Here is a 17,787-nt window from a genome sequence, read left to right as displayed (position 1 = left end):
TCAAGAAAGCTATAGGGAACCCATCGTGCCATTTGCCTGAATGTGACCCGTATTAGACGTGCGTATTAAGCTTAGTAAGTTCAAATAACTGATTTTTAACTTAGTTATCCAGCAAGTAACTGTGTGGTTATGATGTGTTCAAACAACACTCAAACCCCATAGTTACTTACAAACCGTTGCGTTTTCCTACATTGCACTACTGTTTTAATAGTCCAGTTGTCCTTAATATATATTGCATATCTACGATACGTTGATCTTATTTCTATAGACGAGTGACTGATCAAAAGTGATGTTCAGAATACAATAATAAAAAAGCTTTTGTAGAGTCAAGTTTTGCACAAATAATTTATACCAAAGCAAATGGCTTTTAGAAAACGAGACCAAATAGATGCCGTACATAAAGCGTTTTTAACAATCACTATTTAAGAATGGTACTTCTATGAAAACCAATAAGTTACCTGAGTCAGCATGGACTGATTCACAGGCAGCTGGTTCTCAACTTCAGCAGCCTAAGCAATCGCTCAATGACAATGAATATGGCGATGACACGCAACAGACAAACCAAGCTAGTAACGATGCTAGCTATAATCACGACAGCTCGAATGGCGAATATTCGCACCATCTGGCAAAAGACACGTCTTCGCAAGACAGCTATTTTGGATACAAAAGCGCCGACAAAAGCCCTAGGGCAAAAGAGTCAGCTATGAGTAACAATGAAATAAGCAAAGATCTAAAAAATAGCAATGAGGACAGTTATGACGCGGCTAGTGGCTATAAATCATCTGGCTACAAGTCAGCGCAAAATAAGCAGCCACAAAAGCTAAATGAAGATGAGCCATTAATGTCGGGACTGTTAGAGGATCAAATAGATAATCTAAACAGTGGTTCTAAACACGCCATCGACGCTGAGCAAATGAGTGATGCATCAACAAATAATTCATTTTACAAAGAAATACCGGAGCGCATATTTATGAATGGACTGATCAAACATACAGGCATTGCCTTAGCGATTATTATACCGTTAGCAGCGTTCTCAGCCTATGCGGCCACGCCGCCAGTGAACATGGGGACTAATAACTCGGCAACTAATGGAATGTCTGATGATGCGATGAGTGAGAAGACCACAACCGATATACTATCGGTTCAGCCAAGCGATATTATTCATAAATCTGCAAGCACGCCAACTACCGTAGATAGCGTAGATCTAAATACCTACGCAGGTACTTGGTATGAGATTGGCCGCTTGCCGATGTATTTCCAGCGCAAGTGTGCTGGTGATGTGACCGCCAACTATGCTCAGAAAGGTGACGGCTCAGGAATCACGGTTACTAATAAATGTGTGAGCGAGGACGGTTCAGGTATTGTGGCAGAAGGTTTGGCTAAGCCAGTTGATGAGAGCGGCAGCAAACTAAAAGTGACGTTTTTACCGAAGTGGATTCGTTGGATTCCAGTCGGCCGTGCTGATTATTGGGTGCTGGCACGTGATGCAGAGTACAAAACTGCGCTAGTAGGGACGCCTGATAAAAAATACTTATGGCTACTAGCACGCTCGCCAAATATTAGTCAAGAAACGTATACCAAATATCGTCAAATTGCTCAGCAGCAAGGTTATGACTTAAAAGAGTTTACATTGACGTCACAGAGCAACCAAACAGTAAATCTAGCACCATAATAGATGTAACTGAAATTACTGCTTTAATTAATTCAGAGTTATAGCAATTATCATTTAAATTACGTCTCGATAAGGCAGCCTATATAGCTGCCTTTATTTTCATTACTAGCTGTATATAAGAACTATATAAGAGAATGAAACCTATTATGCACGCTAGCTAATCGGTTACTACTGGCAAAATGAGGCGTTTTAGGCTAAAATCTAGGCGATTCAAATACTCTAGCGTCAATAACCCATATTGATAGTGGTTGATTATCATATTAGAGTCGCCATTTAGAGCATACACGACCTATCTATTTTACACTTCTTCATATTTTATTGATCATACATTACTGACCATAAGGATGTTTCTCGTGAGCAACGCTGATACCTTACGCCAATTACATCAAGACCACTTGAACAACTACAACAATCAAGAGCAACAAGCGATTGAGCTTATGGGGCTACTAAACAAGCTCTATAACAAGCAAGACGTACAAGTGACTTTGTTTGGCGAAACGCTAGACTCTACCTCAGTTGGTCAAATACTTGCTTTACATCAAAAAGTAGCACTACGCGACCATGGCGCCAAAGCTATCGATATCGCTGATACTCTAGCGATGGTAAAAGCTATTTCAGAAAATACTGATATCCAAGCCACTCGTATTGATGTTGGTCAATTAATTGCTAATGACACTGACTTACAGACCGCGCTACAGTCTATCAACAACGTTGGTGCTGTAAACGGCGCGACGGATGTTGTGCTGTATGGTTTTGGCCGTATCGGTCGTATCTTGACTCGTCTGCTATTGTCACAAGCGTCAAGCGCGAAAGGTCTACAACTAAAAGCGATTGTTGTACGTCCAGCCGCTGCTGGTGACTTGGCTAAGCGTATTTCATTGCTTGAGCGTGACTCAATCCATGGTAGATTCTTAGGCGGCATCAGCATTGATGATGATAATAACGGCATGATCGTTAACGGTCGTTTTGTACAAGTTATCTATGCCAAAGACCCAAGCGAAATCGACTATACTGCTTATGGAATCGACAATGCTCTTGTTATCGATAACACAGGTATCTGGAAAGATGAAGCGGGCCTTGGCAAGCACTTACAGTCTACTGGCGTGAAAAAAGTGCTACTAACAGCACCTGCTGGCGGCGATATCAAAAACGTCGTTTATGGCGTCAACAATGACACCGTTGGTGATGATACGATCGTTAGTGCTGCTAGCTGTACGACCAATGCGATTACGCCAACGCTGAATGTATTGAATGATGAGTACGGTATTGTAAATGGTCATGTAGAAACTATTCACTCATTTACTAACGATCAGAACTTGGTTGATAACTATCATAAAGCAGACCGCCGTGGTCGTAGTGCTGTAATGAACATGGTTATCACTAGCACTGGTGCTGCAAAAGCTGTTGGTAAAGCCTTGCCAGAACTAAACGGTAAGCTAACGGGTAACGCTATTCGTGTACCAACACCAAACGTCAGCCTAGCCATCTTGAACGTGAATCTAAAAACTGCACCAGCAAGCGCTGATGCGTTGAATGAGTTCTTGCGCAAAACGGCTAACAGCAGCACTTGGCAGTCGCAGATTGCTTATACAGATTCTACAGAAGCGGTATCAACGGATTTCGTTGGTACGACTCATGTTGGTATTATCGATGCTCAAGCTACTATTTTGACTGACAACCAAGCTATCGTATATGTTTGGTATGACAACGAAGTAGGTTATAGTACTCAGGTATTGCGTTTGGCGACGCAAATGGCCGGAATCAGCTACGCTCAGATTCCAGCATAGATTACTAAATACAGTAGAGCAATAACGTCATACCAAGTATAGTAGCGCTATCGTGTCATAAGAATGGCGCTGTGGCAGATGCTACTTTGAATAGCTTGGTAGGATTTTAACTGTCATACTTAAACACCCGATAGTCCGATTGATTATCGGGTGTTATTGTCATAATGGGCACTAAGTAAAAGTAGTATTTATATAGTGCTCGTTGCGACGCAACAACATAGCAAAACCCCAAAATACAACCGTTGGTTGTAACCAGTTTATAGACTGGATTGTGAATTAAGGAACGTAAGATGCGATTTATTGATGAAGCCGTCGTAACGGTAAAAGCAGGTGACGGTGGTAACGGAATCGCCAGTTTTCGCCGAGAGAAATATGTCCCGCGTGGTGGACCTGATGGTGGTGATGGCGGCAAGGGCGGAGATGTGTATGTCATTGCAGAAGACAACACCAACACCCTAGTTGACTATCGTTATACGCGTCGTCATGACGCCATGCGTGCTGAGAACGGCCATAGTAGAAACTGTTCAGGTAAAGGGTCTGATGATCTTTATTTACCAGTACCAGTTGGTACGACGGTAGTTGATACCGAGACAGACGAAGTATTGGGCGATTTGATTGAGATCGGCCAGACACTACTGATTGCCAAAGGTGGTGATGGTGGTCTGGGTAATACCCATTTCAAAAGCTCGACCAACCAAGCGCCGCGTAAAGCGACGTCAGGTTTTGAAGGTGAGCTAAAAGTTCTTAAGTTTGAGCTAAAAGTAGTGGCTGATGTTGGTTTGATTGGTTTGCCGAATGCTGGTAAATCGACCTTTATCCGTCAAGTCTCTGCTGCTAGACCAAAAGTGGCTGACTATCCGTTTACCACGCTAGTACCAAACTTGGGTGTGGTCGATATTGGTCGTCATCGCTCATTTGTGATGGCAGATATTCCTGGTCTTATCGAGGGTGCATCAGAAGGCGCAGGACTTGGTATTCGCTTCTTGAAGCATGTTGCGCGTACGCGTCGTCTGCTACACTTAGTTGATGTTAAGCCTGTTGATGGCAGCGACCCAGTTGAGAATGCTCGCGTTATTTTAAATGAGCTTGAGCGTTTTTCTCCTGAATTGGCCAACTTGCCGCAGATTTTGGTATTAAACAAAATCGATCAGGTCAATGATGAAGATTTGAATGCGCTTTGTACTCATATCGTCGCAGAGCTTGGTTGGACTGGTATGGTCTTCCGTACGGCAACGCTAACTGGTGAAGGCGTTGATGCGGTCAAATATCATCTAATGAATGATATCGAACTTGAGCGTGAGCGTGAAATAGAAGATCCTATCTTCGCTGAAGCACAAAAAGAACGTTTCGAGCGTTTAGAAGCTGAAGTACGTCTTAACACTGAAGCACAGCGTGAGGCATATCGTGCAGCTCGTAAAGCAGCACGTGAAGGCTTGGATACGTCTGATTTTGACGACGATGATGACGATGGCGTTGAGGTAATGTACGTTCCTTAAGCTAGTATGCTTGAGCAGTTATACTTGAATTGTGAATTTAATCCCTACAATCAATTGATATGAAAAAAAGGAGTTTATATGGCAGATGACATAGCAAACACGATGGAAGAAGCAAGATTTGTTAAGCAAACTCGCAACTTTGATATTCAGCGCGTTATTGTCAAAATTGGTTCATCACTATTAACCAATAACGGTCGAGGGCTGGATCGTACTGCCATATATGAGTGGGCAAAGCAAATTGCTAAGCTGCACAAAAAAGGCGTTGAGGTACTGCTAGTATCATCAGGTGCTGTTGCTGAAGGTGTGGTACGTATGAACCTTGAGGAACGTCCTAAGAAACTAGCAGCACTACAAGCCTGTGCTTCTATTGGTCAAATGGGGTTGATTGAAACATGGTGGTCAGCTTTGATTCAGCATGGCATTCAAAGCTCACAGCTACTGCTAACTCATGATGACTTGTCTAATCGTAGTCGTTACCTCAATACGACTGGGGCGCTGACACAGTTATTAGAATGGCGCGTACTACCTGTTATTAATGAAAACGATACTATCACGATTGATGAGATTAAATTTGGCGATAACGATACCTTGGGTGCGATGGCAGCCGCGATGGTTAATGCTGATTTGTACATTATCTTAACCGATCAAGAAGGTGTCTTCACTGATAACCCACGTGATAACCCTGACGCCAAGATGATTCGCCAAGAACGTGCAATGGCTGATTATTTATTTGATATTGCAGGAGATGGCGGTAAGCTTGGACGTGGTGGTATGTTGACCAAAATCCGTGCTGGACGCCTTGCTGCTATGGGTGGCTGTCCTACCGTCATCGTCAGCGGTGCTATCGATGACGTTATCACCCGTGTGGTATCAGGCGAAGCTGTAGGTACGTTGTTGACGACCAATGACGAAGATAAAATCATCGCACGTAAACAGTGGCTAGCTGCGCATCTACGCATGTCAGGTAGCTTGGTCGTCGATGCAGGTGCTGCAAGAGCATTGACTGAGCACAATAGAAGTTTATTGCCAGTGGGTGTTGTAGAAGTGCAGGGCGGATTTGATGAAGGTGATGTGGTAGAAATCATTCATCAAGATACAGGTGAGCGTATTGCCGTTGGGCAGGTAAACTTTTCATCGAATGATGCGCGCCGCGTCGCTCGTGAGCGTACCGAACAGTTCGATAAGATCTTTGGCAGTAGCGAAGAACGTGTCGTCATGGTACACCGTGACAATCTTGCATTAACTGTATAGCGCTTTTATATAACCTTTTTTATTCAACTTATTTTATCCAGCACAATATCCATTTATAAATATGGATATTGTGCTGTTTTGGAGATTTGTACATGAGTGCTTCAGACGGTAGTAACTCGGTTCAGCAACAGTTTGCACCTTTAAAAAATGATAGATTGCTACGTGCATTACGTTTTGAGCCCATCGATACCACACCGGTATGGATGATGCGCCAAGCTGGTCGTTATTTGCCAGAATATAAAGCCACTCGTGCTGAAGCTGGTGACTTTATGAGCCTGTGCAAAGATACAGATCGCGCTACTGAAGTGACTCTGCAGCCATTGCGCCGTTATGATTTAGATGCTGCCATTTTATTTAGTGATATTCTAACTATTCCTGATGCGATGGGATTGGGCTTGTATTTCGAAACGGGTGAAGGCCCTAAGTTCAAACATCCTATCCGTGAGCAGGCTGATCTTGATAGATTGCCAGTGCTTGAGCCTAATGATTCTCTAGACTATGTCATGCGTGCTGTAACCAGTATTCGTAAAGCATTGAACGGTCAAGTTCCACTATTTGGTTTTTCTGGCAGTCCGTGGACATTGGCTACTTATATGATAGAAGGCGGTAGCTCGAAAGATTATCGTTATACCAAAGGCTTTTTGTATAGTAACCCTGACTTTTTACATCAGTTATTAGACAAGCTTGCGACGTCAGTTATTGACTATTTAGATGCCCAAATCGTCGCTGGTGCTCAAATCGTTCAGATATTTGATAGTTGGGGTGGGGCGTTAGGCCATCGTCAATTTATCGAATTTTCACACATTTATAATAAACGTATTGTCGCTGAACTAAAAGAACGTCATCCACAAGTACCTGTAGTGCTATTCACTAAAGGTGGTGGGTTATGGCTTGATATTCAGGCTGACAGCGAAGCAGATGTGTTAGGTTTAGATTGGACGATGCCGATTGATCGTGCGCGTCAAGTATTGACTGAGAGCCAGCGTCAATTGACCAAAAAGCATAAGAAATTGCAAAGCAGCAAGGCTATCCAAGGTAACTTAGATCCAGCGACGTTATATGGCTCGCCTGCGACAATTCGTTCTGAAGTCAATGCGATGCTTGACCGTGCTTACGCTGATGGTGAAAAGACTGGTTACATAGCAAACTTAGGTCATGGTATCACCCAATGGGTCAATCCTGACAATGCCAAAGTGTTTGTGGATGCAGTACACGATTATAAAATTTAAGAGTCAGAATATTTAGAGACTGATTCTATCTTTGTTCTGTATTTGTAGAATTGCACGCATTACAGGCAAACATAGAATCTATCAGTGCATATTTAGTATTTACCAAGAAAAGGGTGTTTTATGATTTCAGCAGCGATCGTCGGTGGTACAGGCTATACGGGTATTGAGCTTATTCGCTTATTATCTGCTCATCCTGAGGTTTCTATTGATTTATTAACTTCTCGTAGCGAAGCTGGCACTCGTGCTGATGAAATCTTCCCAAGCTTACGCGGTGTGTCTGACATCGTTTTTAGCGACTTAGGTGATAATACGCTTGCTGCATTGCAAAAATGTGATGTTGTATTTTTTGCGACTCCGCATGGTGTAGCGATGAAACAAGCTGAAGCGCTTACTCAAGCTGGCGTCAAGGTCATCGATTTGGCTGCTGATTTTCGTTTGCAGTCATTGACTGACTTTGAGCATTGGTACAAGCAGTCACATGCTTGCCCTGAATTGTTGAAAACAGCAGTCTACGGTCTACCAGAAATCAATCGTGACAAGCTTGCGAATGCGTTACTAGTAGGCAACCCAGGTTGTTATCCAACTACTGCGATTTTGGGTCTAAAACCAATTATAGAGGCTCAGAATAAGCAAGCAGAGCGTTTGATCGAGTCTCGTATCGTTATCGATGCAAAATCTGGCGTGTCTGGTGCAGGTCGTCAAGCATCACTTGCACTTAACTATGCTGAGACAACAGATAGCTTTAAGGCTTATAGCGTCGAAGGCCATCGTCATTTACCAGAGATTGAGCAGGGTGTCGCACAGTTATTAGACAGTCAGTTCGCGCATCGTATTCGCTTTTTGCCGCATTTAGTACCGATGATTCGTGGCATGCTAAGCTCTATTCATATGGAGCTGACCGATGCTGGTGCTGCTATCGATTGGCAGCAAGCGTTTGAGAATAGCTATGCGTCAGAATTGTTTGTTGATGTCATGCCAAAAGGTCTTTATCCCGATACGCGCAGTGTTCGTGCTAGTAACCGTCTACGCATTGCGGTACATCAGGACAATGAGCGCGCTGAGCTAACGGTTATTGTCGTTCAAGATAATTTAGTCAAAGGTGCTGCTGGGCAGGCTGTGCAAAACATGAACGTAATGTTCGGTTTTGATGAGTCAATGGGGCTGAACTTTGCACCGATTGTTCCTTAATATCAACGACTTCATATTCCAATCATTCACATTTACGGTGCTAGGTATTGATTATAAATTCGGCTATAATGACTTGCCCTTACCCTTAAGAGATACTGTCTAAATGCGTGTTCAGCTCGTACTACGCTTTTGCTCACAGCCAGCACGTCTATCGTGCAAAGACTCGGTTATACCTAGCTTGGAGCGCAAACAGCATTCCTTTAGAAATAATAATGTCCCTATAAGTGGTATTGCTAGCTCACAACGCGGCGCTTCTACATTGGTATTGGCACTGTTCGTTGTAGCCGTATTAGTGACAGCGGTGGTTGGGCTGGTATTCGGTCATAAGCTTGGTTACCAACGTGGCCTTCATTCGATGGAAACAGAAGCCAAGCAAGCAATCATCGATAGCACTGAAGCGACACAAGCGCTAGAAGATTTGCGCCTTAGCAATAAGATAGCCACTAACCAAGCGGCAACTGCCAAACAAGAGCTGGCTATCAGTTTGGCTAATTTAAAAGAACTGCGTGAAAGCCAGCAAGAATTAACGGTAGAAAATAAACAAGTGTCACAGCTCAATGAGCTATATTCAGATGTCATCCGTAAGAAAGGTGGTATGCCTTTACAGGTATTAGGTGCCAAAATTTCTCCACTACCTGAAAATGCTTTTGAGTATGGTTTTGATATTGGGATGCTCAGTAGCGATGGTCAGGCCAAACGCTTGAGGCCTGTATTGACGCTACTTAACAATGATGATCTTGTAGAAGTACCTCTTGACCCTGCATACCATATGATCGAAGGTATCGTTCGGATACGTGGTCGCTTTGTAATGCCATCAGGCTTTAGACCATTGCAAGCCAAACTGACTTTGCAAGCTGGTGGTCAGAAAGTAGAGCAGTTGTATGACTGGAAGCTCGGTGATAGTGTGGATAACATGCTACCATCGCTCCTAGATTTACCAGAAGTTGATGAAAGTCCTATCGTACCTTAATTACCTCATGTCTTAATGAAATACTCAGTGACGATGCTGTGGTTGAAATCAAAGCACAATGACCTTAATTAGTGGTTGTGCTTTATACCATGCCTTATCGCCTGCCTTAACAACCTCTTCTATCTTAAACTTACCTTATAATTATATTTTGATTATGATGAAAAAAATGATATCACAAGCCACGCCAACGGTTGCTGATTGGCACTTTCCCAATATGCCTGCTCATCGTGCACAAGACGGTGATACCGATGGTGAAACCTCACCGCAAGCAGATGTATTGGTCGCAGAGCCTGAAGTAGCCAAACCGCCTATGTATGCGGTCGTTATGTATAATGACAACTACACGCCGATGGAGTTTGTTGTATACATATTGCAGTCAGAATTTCGTCATAGTATGGATTCTGCAGTCGAGATTATGCTGACTATTCATAATAGCAGCAAAGGTATTGCTGGCATTTATCCCAAAGATATCGCCGAGACCAAGGCCAAAAAAGTAAATAGTCTGGCACATCGTGAAGGTTATCCGTTATTGACCCAAATTGAACCACACCAAGGCGAGTAGAGCAATTTATTAATTTCTTATACTGATATATGGCTCTATCAAAGCTTTATCTAATATTTTGTATTTCTAAGTAATCTATATCAAAGCTCACCTTTATAGTGAGCTTTTTTGACTTTTCAGTCACTCCTCTTATATATGAACTTTGCCTCTTAAAATAGTTTTATTATCCATATAGCATTGATTTTTATAGCTAATAACCCTATCTATTAAACAGCCTGTCCAATAGTTTTAGACTAAGTATCTCCGTTGAACCTGCTAAAACTATGTCATTACTAGCTTCTCAAATATCAATCTCTCTTTCTATCTAATCAGTTTTTCAACATTTAATATTCGTTATTAAGGTTGTCGCTACTAGCTTGTAGCACGCTTTGATACATTTTAGTCTGTGTTAATAGATTGACTCCGTCGAAGTATCGTGTTGATATAAAGAAAAGCGGCCATTGATAGTTGTGATTACTGTTGGCTGATAGCGAGATTATAGTATTTAATCAATAGTCTACCGCTTACCTCATTTATTCATGACTTCTAATAATACGAATATAGCCCTTGAACAATTCATCTACCGCCCTGATTTACTTACTAACTCATTCATAAAACTATCAATTATAAAGATAGATATAACCGTAGGAAGTTGTTATGTTAAGTCGTCATCTTGAAGTTTCTCTACGTTTAGCAATGACGCTTGCGCGCCAAAAATCGCATGAGTATCTCACTGTTGAACACCTGCTTTTGGCCTTATTAGAAAACACTCATGCTGCCAATACGTTGACTGCTTGTAATGCTAATGTCTCGGCGTTGCGTACTGAGCTTGAGATTTATATTAATAAACACACGCCAACCATCGATGCTGATACAGAACAGTCACCGCAGCCGACTCAAAGCTTTGATCGTATCTTGCAACGTGCTATTTTTCATGTGCAGTCGATCGGTGGTGGTCGTTTGGTAGAAGGCTCTGATATTTTAGTCTCTATGTTTTCAGAGCATGATACTTATGCTGTCTACCTGCTTAAAAAGCAAGGCATCAGTCGCCTTGAGCTAACCCAGTATTTATCACACGGCCAAGACAAAGAAGAGCCTTCTGAATCACGCGGTTCTGCAGGTACTGAGCGTCGTAGTGCCTCTGAAAAGACTAGTAAAGATCCATTGGTTGAATTTGCAACCAATCTAAATCAGCGAGCCGCTGAAGGTAAAACAGATCCTTTGATTGGTCGTGCCTCTGAGATTGAACGTGCTGCCCAAGTATTGTGCCGCCGTCGTAAAAATAACCCATTGCTAGTAGGTGAGCCTGGTGTAGGTAAAACCTCCATCGCTGAAGGTTTGGCGTGGTTAATCATTAATGACAAAGCACCGAAGCCACTTAATGGTTGCGTGATTTATAGCCTTGATATCGGTTCATTGATTGCGGGAACTAAGTATCGCGGTGACTTTGAAAAACGCATGAAGTCATTGCTTGATGCGTTAAAGAAAAAACCAAATGCTATTCTTTTTATTGATGAAATTCATATGATTATTGGTGCTGGTTCATCTATGAGCAGCAATATGGATGTATCGAACCTTATCAAGCCAGCGCTTGCTAACGGTGAGCTGCGTTGTATCGGTTCAACAACCTTTACTGAATATCGCCAAGTATTTGAAAAAGACCATGCATTGTCGCGTCGTTTCCAAAAAATCGATGTTAAAGAACCCAGTGTGGATGACACTATCGATATCCTGCGTGGTCTGAAACCTCGTTATGAAGAGTTCCATAATGTTGAGTATACGGATGAAGCGTTGGTCACAGCGGTACAGTTATCAGCCAAGCATATTCATGAGCGTTTTTTACCTGACAAAGCCATTGACGTAATTGATGAAGCAGGTGCATATAAGCGCTTAGGTGTGGTGCCTGATGTCGATGATATCGAAGCGGAAGAAAGTTTCATTGCTGATTTAGAGCAAGATTTTGATGCGCAGATTGATGCTGATATCGATGGCGATACAGATAATGAAATGCAGAATGAAGCAGCGACTGCGAAAGCAAGCGATAGTGCTAACTCAGCAGATGGTGTGAAGTTATCAAAAGGTCAAAAGCCACCGATGAAAATCGATGTTGCTGATATCGAAGCTATCATTGCTAAACTGGCACGTATTCCACCCAAATCTGTATCGAGTGATGACAAGAGTATCCTTGAGCATTTAGATCGAGATCTGAAGCACTTGGTATTTGGTCAAGATGAGGCAATTGCCACGTTGGCTGATGCCATCAAGCTATCACGTGCAGGATTAAAAGCGCCAGATAAGCCAATTGGTTCATTTATGTTTGCAGGTCCAACTGGTGTAGGTAAAACAGAAGTATCACGTCAGCTAGCGAACCTGTTAGGTGTAGAGTTAGTACGCTTTGATATGTCAGAGTATATGGAAGCGCATACGGCATCACGCTTGATCGGTGCGCCTCCAGGTTATGTTGGCTATGATCAAGGCGGCTTACTCACCGAAAAAATCAATCAGCATCCACATTGTGTATTGTTGCTTGATGAGATTGAAAAAGCGCATCCAGATGTCTTCAACTTGTTACTACAAGTGATGGATCATGGTACGTTGACCGATAACAACGGTCGTGTGGCCATCTTTAAACAGGTCATCGTTATTATGACAACGAACGTTGGTGCTGATAGTATCAGTCGCTCGTCAATGGGCTTTACTCAACAAGACCATAGTCGTGATAATACAGAGTCATTGAAACGTGTCTTTACGCCAGAGTTCCGTAATCGTTTAGACGCTATAATTCAGTTCAATCCTCTAGATACGTCAGTTGTTGTATCGGTTGTCGATAAGTTCTTAGTTGAGCTGCAAGTACAGCTTGATGATAAGCAAGTGACATTAGAGATTGATGATGATGTACGTGATTATTTGGCGGATAAAGGCTATGACCGTCTAATGGGTGCACGTCCGATGCAACGTCTGATTCAAGATGAAATAAAAAAACCGTTGGCAAGTATGATTTTGTTTGGTGATTTGGTCAATGGCGGGGTTGTGCATCTGACCTTAGAGCCTAAAGTCGATGATTCTCAAGAGAGTGATACGATGAAGCTTGATAAGGTATCAGACAAAGGCTCAGTTGACAGCCGTATTATTCTGACAGTCGTTGAAACTCATGAACCGCATTCTGAGTCTCTAGCTAGCTAAGTTACTGGTGTTAATATGACAAAAACGGCTACCGTATTACTGCGGTAGCCGTTTTTTTATTGCTATAATTCATCAACAAAGCGCACACCATTTTTTGTTAGTATGATTATTTACAGTAAACTAGCTTTAACAAAGCTATGAAACTTATAACAAGATAACAAGTATAAAAAGGACACACTATGGAACTGTTTGATAAACCGAAAACCAAGACTCCAGAACAAAAACAAGCGATTTTAGACAATGTCCGTTTACCAGAGGATTGGAAAACGGCATTAGCAGATGAATTAACGTCTGAGAATATGGACAATCTACGCGCGTTCTTAAAAGAGGCGTATCAGTCGGATGATAGTATCTATCCGCCTGCACCATTAATGTTCAATGCGCTTAATCTTACGCCATTATCACAAGTCAAAGTGGTAATCTTGGGCCAAGATCCTTATCATCGTCCAGGTCAGGCTATGGGGCTATCATTTTCTGTTCCTAAAGCCATTCCAAAGCCACCATCATTAAATAATTTGCTTAAAGAAATGGCAGATGACATTGGCATTCGGCCTTCAACGCATGGCGATTTGACATACTGGGCGCAGCAAGGCGTTCTACTGCTCAATAGCTCACTAACTGTACGAGAAGGCGAGCCAAATAGTCATCAAAATAAAGGTTGGGAGCAGTTTACTGATGCCGTCATCGATGCCGTCAATGAACAGACAAAGCATACCGTGTTTATTCTGTGGGGTAGTAAAGCCCAGAAGAAAGGTAAGTATATCGATACGGATAAGCATTTAATCCTGACAGCGGTACATCCGTCACCACTGGCGGCAAACCGTGGCGGCTTCTTTGGCACTAAACCTTTTTCTAAAACAAATGACTACTTGGTGCAGTATGGCCAAACTCCAATTGACTGGCAATTACCACAATAAATGCAAAATACACAGAATATAAGCTTAATGCCGTATCAACCTTTAGATATTCAGGCCAGCACCTTTTGGTCAGCTGACGACGTCAAATGCATGCAACAAGCAATCGAACTTGCTAAGCAAGGTGCTGAGCGAGGAGAGGTGCCGGTAGGTGCGGTATTGGTACATGATCAGCAGATTATAGGCCAAGGATTTAATCAACCCATTATTAGCCATGATGCTACTGCTCATGCAGAGATAGTTGCATTGAGAGACGCCTGTACGCGTTTAGAAAACTATCGACTACCGCTACAGACTACTCTATATGTCACTTTAGAGCCTTGTACGATGTGTATCGGTGCATTAATCCATGCGCGTGTAAACAAGTTGGTGTACGCAGCGAGTGAACCGCGTGCTGGGATGGTTGGTAGTCAAATGGACTTATCATTACAACCTTTCTACAACCACAGTATTCAAGCCTATAGCGGGTTATGCAGCGAGCATAGCAGTCAAATACTCAAGACGTTTTTTCGTGAGCGTAGGCAAGCGGCAAAAAAGAATAAGACTAATATGTAAACTCAAAATACTAATAAACAAGATATCAGTCTTGGTGCTAGTGGTCACGATGATTTTTTGCTATAATATTGCCCTATTTGATAGCACCCATCTTAATAGGCTATTAAAGACTTAACATACGAATAAATATTGTTTTATTAATGACATACGATAAGCGATATAAGTAACGCATATTATTGAGTAAGTATTATGACTAGTTCTACACCTGATAATGTTTTACTCAATACAGAGAATAGCCACACCTCATCAGTGCGCTATCCTGTTATTTGTATCGATGGTCCTAGTGGCGCTGGTAAAGGCACTGTTACATGGCGTCTGGCACAAGTACTGGGTTATCAGTTGTTAGACTCTGGTGCGCTTTATAGGATTGTTGGGCTAAAAGCCTTTGAGGCGGGTCTAATCAGCGCAGATGCTAGCCAACCAATTGACGAAGATGCTGTATTAGCATTGACTGAAAGCTTGGAGATAGCGTTTGTACCGAACAATGACTCAGGGCGTGTAGATATCATTGTTAATGGACAAGCAGTAGGTGAGCAAGTACGCAATGAAACGGTTGGAGGCTATGCGTCACAGATAGCTGTCTTTCCACATGTTCGCCAAGCATTGCTCAAGCTACAACAAGATATGGCCACTCGTTCTGGTTTGGTTGCTGATGGTCGCGATATGGGTACGGTTGTTTTCCCAGATGCTGATGTTAAGGTGTTTTTGACGGCCAGTGCTGAGGCACGTGCAGAGCGCCGTGTGACTCAGTTGTTGAACGCTGGTCAAACAGCAGATTTTGAGGCAATTTTAGCGACGATAAAAGAGCGTGATGACCGTGATGAAAATCGTAGTACAGCGCCGTCGAAGCCTGCGGCAGATGCTTTATTACTTGATAGTTCAGCGCTTAATGCCGATGCAGTTTATGAGCAGGTCAAAAAGCATTGCCAAGATAAAGGTGTATTTTTCACTAGTTAGTCATTTAATAGCTAGTAAAAACAACATATTAAGTACTAAAAAGTTTCCTATTAATCATTGTTTTAGTATAAAATAATACGGTTAAGTTAAATTTTATTGAAGCAATAAGAAAAACTTAGTTTATTCAAGATATTGCATTCGATATAAGACAGTTGTTGTTAGTCAGTTTTAATTACGATGAGCTCGCTATCAACAAACGTTTTTTTATATGATTGCATGGGATATAAAACCAGTATTTCGTTCTATACAATCATAAATTTGATCCGTACTGTGCTGGACAGGATACGGCTATACAAAGGTAGACATAATGGAATCATTTGCTGAACTATTTGAAGCGAGCATTGAAGAGCAGGGCCTAGATATCGAGCGTGGCTCGGTTATTACAGGTGCTGTTGTGGCCATCGATAGCGATTGGATCACAGTAGATACTGGTCTTAAATCTGAAGGTATCGTCGCTCGTGAAGAGTTTTTAAGCGAAGAAGGCGAACTTGAAGTTGAAGTTGGCGATAGCGTTGATGTCGTAGTTGAAGCGGTTGATAACGGCATGGGTCAAACCTTGCTGTCACGTGAGAAAGCTAAACGTGTTGAAACTTGGAACTTCCTTGAAAAAATCGCTGATAACGATGAAATCGTTAAAGGTATCATTTCAAGCAAAGTTAAAGGCGGTTTCACTGTAGATATCGGTTCAGTACGCGCGTTCTTACCAGGTTCATTGGTAGATGTACGTCCTATCCGTGATACAACGCATCTTGAAGGCAAAGAGCTAGAATTCAAAGTCATCAAACTTGACCAGAAACGCAACAACGTTGTTGTTAGCCGTCGTGCAGTTATGGAAGCTGAAAACTCAGCTGAGCGCGAAGAGCTATTGAACAAGCTTGAAGAAGGCATCGAGATCGAAGGTATCGTTAAGAACCTTACTGATTACGGCGCGTTCGTTGATCTAGGTGGTATCGATGGTCTATTGCACATCACTGACATGGCATGGCGCCGTATCAAGCATCCATCTGAAGTTGTTGAAGTTGGCCAAGACCTAAAAGTTAAAGTACTGAAGTTTGACCGTGAACGCAACCGCGTTAGCCTAGGTCTAAAACAACTTGGTACTGATCCTTGGGATAACGTTGGCGGCACTTACCCAGTAGGTAGTGTTGTAAAAGCTCGCGTAACCAACTTGACTGATTATGGTTGTTTCGCTGAGATTTCTGAAGGTATTGAAGGTCTAGTACACGTATCAGAAATGGATCATACCAACAAAAACATCCACCCATCTAAAGTGGTTCAAGTGGGCGATGAAGTTGAAGTAATGATTCTTGATATCGATGAAGAACGTCGTCGTATTAGCCTAGGTATCAAACAAACTCTAGCTAACCCATGGGATGAGTTTGATAAGAAACATGAGCGCGGTGATAAAATCACTGGTACTATCAAATCAATCACTGACTTCGGTATCTTTATCGGTCTAGACGGTGGTATTGATGGTCTTGTTCATCTATCTGATATCTCTTGGAACGAAACTGGCGAAGATGCTATCCGTAACTACAACAAAGGTGACACCGTTGAAGCAATGGTATTGTCTGTAGATGCAGAAGCTAACCGTATCAGCCTAGGCGTTAAGCAGTTAAGCTCTGATCCATTCAACGAATACCTAGTCAACAATGACCGTGGTGCTATCGTTAATGGTAAAGTAAAAGAAGTAGACGCTAAAGGTGCTACTATCGAACTTGCTGACGAAGTTGAAGCTTATCTACGTGCTTCTGAAATCCAACGTGACCGCGTTGAAGATGCAACTAAGCATCTGACTGTTGGTGATGACGTTGAAGCGAAAATCATCAGTGTTGATCGTAAAACACGCAACATCAACTTGTCTATCAAAGCGAAAGACGAAGCTGAAGAGCGTCAAGCGATTAAAGATCTTGGTAGCACGAACACTACTGCTGCTCCAGGTTCTGATGCACAACCAAAAACTATTGGTGATTTGATCAAAGAGCAAATGCAGTAAGCTGCAAACTATTGATATAAAAGTAATATAAAAAAAGCGACTTCGGTC

At 42.4% G+C, this 17,787-nt stretch carries 13 protein-coding genes; all 13 read left to right on the top strand.

The annotated features are described in order from the left end of the window. Positions 1-439 precede the first annotated feature (439 nt). The 13 genes from JMX96_RS02140 to rpsA all read left to right on the top strand — a co-directional run bounded on the left by JMX96_RS02140 (position 440) and on the right by rpsA (position 17,739). The gene (locus JMX96_RS02140; RefSeq protein ID WP_201567004.1) at positions 440-1,672 is read left to right on the top strand and encodes a lipocalin family protein; all 1,233 of its coding nucleotides are present in this window, start codon (positions 440-442) and stop codon (positions 1,670-1,672) included. Positions 1,673-2,016: 344 nt separating this feature from the next. Further along, the gene (locus tag JMX96_RS02135; protein ID WP_201567002.1) at positions 2,017-3,459 is read left to right on the top strand and encodes a glyceraldehyde-3-phosphate dehydrogenase; all 1,443 of its coding nucleotides are present in this window, start codon (positions 2,017-2,019) and stop codon (positions 3,457-3,459) included. Between the two features lie 290 nt (positions 3,460-3,749). Beyond that, the gene (gene cgtA, locus JMX96_RS02130; protein WP_101206151.1) at positions 3,750-4,955 is read left to right on the top strand and encodes an Obg family GTPase CgtA; all 1,206 of its coding nucleotides are present in this window, start codon (positions 3,750-3,752) and stop codon (positions 4,953-4,955) included. 78 nt (positions 4,956-5,033) lie between these two features. Continuing rightward, the gene (proB, locus tag JMX96_RS02125; protein ID WP_057759177.1) at positions 5,034-6,206 is read left to right on the top strand and encodes a glutamate 5-kinase; all 1,173 of its coding nucleotides are present in this window, start codon (positions 5,034-5,036) and stop codon (positions 6,204-6,206) included. 92 nt (positions 6,207-6,298) lie between these two features. After that, on the top strand, positions 6,299-7,435 hold the full coding sequence (gene hemE / locus JMX96_RS02120; protein ID WP_191114928.1) for a uroporphyrinogen decarboxylase: 1,137 nt from the start codon (positions 6,299-6,301) through the stop codon (positions 7,433-7,435). Positions 7,436-7,555: 120 nt separating this feature from the next. Next, a complete protein-coding gene (gene argC / locus JMX96_RS02115) occupies positions 7,556-8,623 on the top strand; it encodes an N-acetyl-gamma-glutamyl-phosphate reductase (RefSeq protein WP_201567000.1) in 1,068 nt (355 codons plus the stop codon). 103 nt (positions 8,624-8,726) lie between these two features. After that, the gene (locus JMX96_RS02110; protein WP_201566998.1) at positions 8,727-9,593 is read left to right on the top strand and encodes a hypothetical protein; all 867 of its coding nucleotides are present in this window, start codon (positions 8,727-8,729) and stop codon (positions 9,591-9,593) included. 166 nt (positions 9,594-9,759) lie between these two features. After that, the gene (locus JMX96_RS02105) at positions 9,760-10,155 is read left to right on the top strand and encodes an ATP-dependent Clp protease adaptor ClpS (protein ID WP_101206289.1); all 396 of its coding nucleotides are present in this window, start codon (positions 9,760-9,762) and stop codon (positions 10,153-10,155) included. A 636-nt stretch (positions 10,156-10,791) separates the two neighbouring features. Further along, a complete protein-coding gene (clpA, locus tag JMX96_RS02100; protein WP_201566996.1) occupies positions 10,792-13,317 on the top strand; it encodes an ATP-dependent Clp protease ATP-binding subunit ClpA in 2,526 nt (841 codons plus the stop codon). A gap of 179 nt (positions 13,318-13,496) precedes the next feature. After that, positions 13,497-14,234 (top strand): uracil-DNA glycosylase, encoded by a 738-nt coding sequence (locus JMX96_RS02095; RefSeq protein WP_201566994.1) that lies wholly within the window; start codon positions 13,497-13,499, stop codon positions 14,232-14,234. Between the two features lie 27 nt (positions 14,235-14,261). Then, positions 14,262-14,786: a tRNA adenosine(34) deaminase TadA gene (gene tadA, locus JMX96_RS02090; RefSeq protein WP_227676853.1), complete on the top strand. Its 525-nt coding sequence runs from the start codon at positions 14,262-14,264 to the stop codon at positions 14,784-14,786. A 189-nt stretch (positions 14,787-14,975) separates the two neighbouring features. Next, on the top strand, positions 14,976-15,743 hold the full coding sequence (cmk, locus tag JMX96_RS02085; RefSeq protein WP_201566990.1) for a (d)CMP kinase: 768 nt from the start codon (positions 14,976-14,978) through the stop codon (positions 15,741-15,743). Positions 15,744-16,050: 307 nt separating this feature from the next. Beyond that, on the top strand, positions 16,051-17,739 hold the full coding sequence (gene rpsA / locus JMX96_RS02080; protein ID WP_057759193.1) for a 30S ribosomal protein S1: 1,689 nt from the start codon (positions 16,051-16,053) through the stop codon (positions 17,737-17,739). Positions 17,740-17,787: the final 48 nt, after the last annotated feature.

This window comes from Psychrobacter sp. JCM 18900, assembly GCF_904846625.1.
GTDB lineage: Bacteria > Pseudomonadota > Gammaproteobacteria > Pseudomonadales > Moraxellaceae > Psychrobacter.
The sequence above is the reverse complement of the archived record's forward strand: the minus strand, read 5'-3'. Positions and strand labels throughout refer to the sequence as shown.